This is a genomic window from Candidatus Binatia bacterium (assembly GCA_036382395.1).
Lineage (GTDB): Bacteria > Desulfobacterota > Binatia > HRBIN30 > HRBIN30 > JAGDMS01.
Map to the genome: position 1 here is coordinate 1 of DASVHW010000167.1, position 4,067 is coordinate 4,067.

General features: G+C 62.4%; 6 protein-coding genes. 2 read left to right on the forward strand and 4 right to left on the reverse strand.

What is annotated here, in order from left to right; all coding sequences use genetic code 11:
- On the reverse strand, nt 1-396 hold a 396-nt coding region (locus tag VF515_07755), incomplete at its 3' end, for a DUF4124 domain-containing protein (protein HEX7407529.1).
- Nucleotides 397-535: 139 nt separating this feature from the next.
- Here VF515_07755 and VF515_07760 point away from each other — a divergent pair.
- Both VF515_07760 and VF515_07765 read left to right on the forward strand, forming a co-directional pair.
- Nucleotides 536-1,009, forward strand: a complete 474-nt coding sequence (locus tag VF515_07760) for a hypothetical protein (protein ID HEX7407530.1) — start codon at nt 536-538, stop codon at nt 1,007-1,009.
- A 113-nt stretch (nt 1,010-1,122) separates the two neighbouring features.
- On the forward strand, nt 1,123-1,293 hold the full coding sequence (locus VF515_07765) for a hypothetical protein (protein ID HEX7407531.1): 171 nt from the start codon (nt 1,123-1,125) through the stop codon (nt 1,291-1,293).
- 698 nt (nt 1,294-1,991) lie between these two features.
- On the opposite strand, the gene VF515_07770 is transcribed toward VF515_07765, so the two are convergent.
- From VF515_07770 to VF515_07780, 3 genes are all read right to left on the reverse strand, one after another.
- Entirely contained in the window at nt 1,992-2,366 is a 375-nt protein-coding gene (locus tag VF515_07770) for a hypothetical protein (GenBank protein HEX7407532.1), read from the reverse strand.
- Nucleotides 2,367-2,416: 50 nt separating this feature from the next.
- Nucleotides 2,417-2,950, reverse strand: a complete 534-nt coding sequence (locus VF515_07775; GenBank protein HEX7407533.1) for a hypothetical protein — start codon at nt 2,948-2,950, stop codon at nt 2,417-2,419.
- Between the two features lie 460 nt (nt 2,951-3,410).
- The coding region (locus VF515_07780) for an integrase core domain-containing protein (protein HEX7407534.1) at nt 3,411-4,067 on the reverse strand (657 nt) is incomplete at its 5' end.

Sequence of the window (4,067 nt, forward strand, 5' to 3'; positions counted from 1 at the left end):
TCCGGGTAGCACATAGCTGCCGTACGGCGTGGGAGGGGAAATCGTCACTGCGAGCGGTCCGCTGATGTACACGCTCCCCCCAGTGCTGGCGTTGCGCGCGACTCCGCTCTCCAGTCCCGCGAGATACGCACGCAACACCTCATCCTCCGTATCACGGGGCGGTTCCGGTTGTGCCACCGGGTCCTCTTTCGCATCCGGCAAGGCTGAACCTTGCGGGAGCCATACCTGCTCGTCGACGACAACCTGTACCACCTGCTGTGAGGGCACCTCGCCCTTCAGGTTTGTGTAATGCGTGACGCCGGCGTTGTCCGTCCACTCCAAGATATCCGCTGATGCCACGGCTGGGAGGGACGCCAGAATCAACGCCAGTACGATTGGATGGAATCCGCACTTCATACCGTAGGGTAACCACGGTTTGGCGGTTCGGCTACGTCTGTATTCCGTAGCCGTTGCTCGGTACGCAGTTCCTTGGACGAGGTGAAGGCGGGCATGTTAGGAACGTGGCGGCTGGCTTCTGAGCCTTCTGCCTACCGCCGTGTACCGCCGGCTGTCCGTCGAGCTGCGCGCACGTCGCTACAAGATCCAAAGCGACAAGACGCTGCGCGCCGAATCGAAAGACGACATCAAGAAGCGGATCGGCCGCTCGCCCGACGACGCGGACGCCCTGGTGCTGGCGTTCGCCGGCAGCGGCAGTTGGGAAGTGATCGACGTGGACAAGATCAAGCAGGTGACGGAGGTGAGCGAAGTGGCCAAAGCGGAGGGGGTGAAGACGAGCAACCCGTTTCTCAAGCAGGTGCAGGACAAGGCGCCGGGACTGTTTCCCGATCGTGATGACTCTGAGGTCTGCGGGAACTGCGTCGAGTTCAAAATGTCCGGCGGTAAGGGGCGCTACGGATTGAGGTATTTGCAGGTGGACGCGCCTGATATCGCCTGCGAGCACTTTATCGGGCGGGAGACGGGAGGAGATGATGAGGATGGCGAAGACTGGGAGGAGGACGACGACGCGTAAGGGAATGGTTCTACGACAATGGTTCTGCGTCGGTGGTTCTGCGTCGGGTTGCACGCCAGCGGAAAGCATGGATATATACCCCCCGTTTCTTTTGGCTCGAACTGGAGGCTGTGATGGCAAAGAAGACGACGAGGCTCGACAAGGCGATGGGCAAAGGGGAAATACTGGCCGAGCTGGCTGCCTGTGGGTCCCGAGAATTCGATCATCCTGAAATCTCGCATGTAATTTCGATGGCCATCGACGGCTGCCGAGATGGCATTGAGTCCGCCTGGCGGCCACGATAGGCATGCCGCCATGCAAGCCGTGGTGATTGCTGTGGTGACAAGCCTCGCTTCGGTGGTCCGCTCCCGAATGGCGTTACAGATTGAAATCCTCGCGCTACGCCACCTGTGGGTCCCTGTCCGTTGTGGGTCCCGAAAATTCGCGTGCGCCTCGCCAGGGTCCCATATGCGGGAGGTGACATTTTTTGTCACCACCGGGAACGGCGAAAGATTCAAAGGCGCGGATGGAGTTTTGGCGAGGCACAGGTGGTGCAAGGGCACCTGCAGTACTACGCGGTGCCGAGGAACATGCCAGCGCTCAAAGCCTTTCGCCGCGCGATCGGCCGGTTGTGGTGGAAGTCATTAGGCCGCCGCAGCCAACGAGGTCATATCACGTGGGAGCGGATGGCACGCATTCTAAAGTACAGCCTTCCGCGAGTTCGTATCTGTCATCCCTATCCGTCCTTACAGCATCTCGTCAGAACCTGAGGCAGGAGCCGGATGCGATAGTGCCGCACCTCCGGATCTGTGCGGGGGGCGCCGAGCAATCGGCGTCCCTACCGCGACCCGAATGCATGGACATGACTTTTCGGGATGGACAACCGGGAGAGTCATAGAGACGCCCGTTTCTGTCGAGCCGAATTTGGCTGTTTTCGGCTGTCGGACTAACCTTAGACGTACCCGTATATACGGTGAGCCTGTCTTCGCGCCGGGCTCCCGCATCAAAAGACGAACATCAATCCCCCAAGTAGCGAGTAGTCGGACGACTTCGGATTCGTGACGGGGACTTCGACGGCGCCTAGCAGGTACCAGTTCCGGCCCAGATAGGTGCGGAAGCCTGGGGTGAATGCGAGAGCACTGGATGCCGGCCCGCGGTTGTCAGTGGCCTGGGCCAGATTCGTGGACACGTAGCCGACGAGATCGCCGATTGGAGCCATGTCGTGCTCCGTGAAGTAGTATCCGGCAGCCAGGTTCCCGAGGAACGAAGTGCGGGCACCAACCTCACTCACGTTCTGGTATGGGATGGACATGCCCACGCTCCCGCGCACGACGAGCCCGCCCCACCAGTTCGCCCAGAACTGATAGTTCGGCGTCACTGCTGCCAGGCCGTTACCGGTGTTCGTGTCGCCTGTGGGGGTGCGGAAGGTCAGTTAAGCGACTGCGTCACGTCGCGACTCTCAGAGAGGAGCACGCGGGGTGTGATCTGGAAATCGCCGAAGCCGGTATGGCTCGGACTGCCCCCAACCCCTTGCGCCGAAGTAACGAATGGCACATCGAACTGTAACTCGAAGCGCCGGCTGAGCGGCGCGTACAGCGTCGCTCCACCGTTGTACACGTCCCCGTTACCGCTGGTGGCGTGCTTGTAGCCGAAGGTCCCAACGGCGAGGCGATAGAAAACACCGTCGGCCGCATTGAGCCACCCCTGTCTCGGCGCTCCACCTCCGCCGGCCGACGGGCTGGCCCAGGGCTCGTTCCACCCCTCGCTGAAGAACGTTCCGAGGGACAGCGGACGCCACCGCGATGGTTCTGCATAGACGTCGCCGGTGAGCGACTCACCCGCAGCATGCAGTACGCCCACCTCTTGCGGAGCAGCGCCGGCCGCGCGTGGTTCGTCAGCCCTCCCAGGCGCCGGGACCGCCATCGTTGCGCCCAAACCGACTCCGAGCAGGACCCACCGCATTGCATCTCTTCTTCTCATGACTCCCTCTCTTTCCAGTCAATCCAAACCACGCGAATACCATGCCCATGCTTACGGGCAAGACCGCAGGCCCACAATTGGACCCGTAGGGAGAATCAAATTCCCGAGTCTGAGAACGCAGAGCTGGCATCGCTCAGGTATGGACAGAAGCGCGCCCACATGGGCCGCCCCCGACGGCTCTTAGCGATCGGGATAGGGTGTTGACCGAGAAGCCTGTAGGTGTCCATCCCGAAAAGTCATGTCCATGCATTCTGCGGGTGTTGAGCACGAGAGCGATCCCGCCCAGATGGCGCACGGGCGCACGGCGAAGCCGAAAGATGAGCGGCGACGTCGCCACCGCGCGTCTCTCGGTAGTTCTCGGTCGGCAGGGAGCGATCGCCAGATGTCGCTGACCAAGGCTCACGGCCTGCACGAGCCTCGGTCATGCTTCCGGTCGTGGAACTCAGGCCGCCAAGCGTTCGTAGTGTCGATAGAGGCCGCCGCCTTCAGCGACCTCGACCACCGCGCCCTCCTCGCGTCTCTGGATCCGTCGCGGCTCTGGGCAGTCCATGGCGAGCGCCTGATGACAGCGCCAGCGATGGTAGTGGTCGACGTACGCGGTGAGGATGCGGCGGAGGTGGCGTTGGTGCAGGACCACGACGTGGTCCAGACACTCGCGGCGGATGCTGCCGATCACCCGTTCGACGTAGGGGGACTGCCACGGGCTGCGCGGCTCGCTCAGCACTTCCGCGATCCCCAATCCCGCCACGCGCTGGCGAAAGGCGAGACCGTAGACGCTGTCGCGATCCCGTAGCAGGTAGCGCGGCGCGGTCTCCCAGGGGAACGCCTCCACCACCTGCTGCGCCGTCCACTCGGCCGTCGGGTGCGCCGTGATGTTGAAGTGCTGAACGCGCCGCCTGTCATGCGCGAGAATGATCAGGACGAAGAGAATCTCGAAGCGGACCGTCGCGACGGTAAAGAAGTCGATCGACACGAGATCCTTGGCATGAGTGGCGAGGAAGGTCCGCCAGGTGGGTGACGGCGGTTTGGAGCGGCGTACGCGGTACCTCTCCACCGTCGACTTCGCCACCTCGATGCCGAGCTTGCGCAGCTCACCCAT

Coding starts and splice junctions, on each gene's coding strand:
- VF515_07765 (HEX7407531.1), top strand. CDS start 1,123: ATGGCAAAGAAGACGACGAGGCTCGACAAGGCGATGGGCAAAGGGGAA.
- VF515_07775 (HEX7407533.1), bottom strand. CDS start 2,950: ATGCGGTGGGTCCTGCTCGGAGTCGGTTTGGGCGCAACGATGGCGGTC.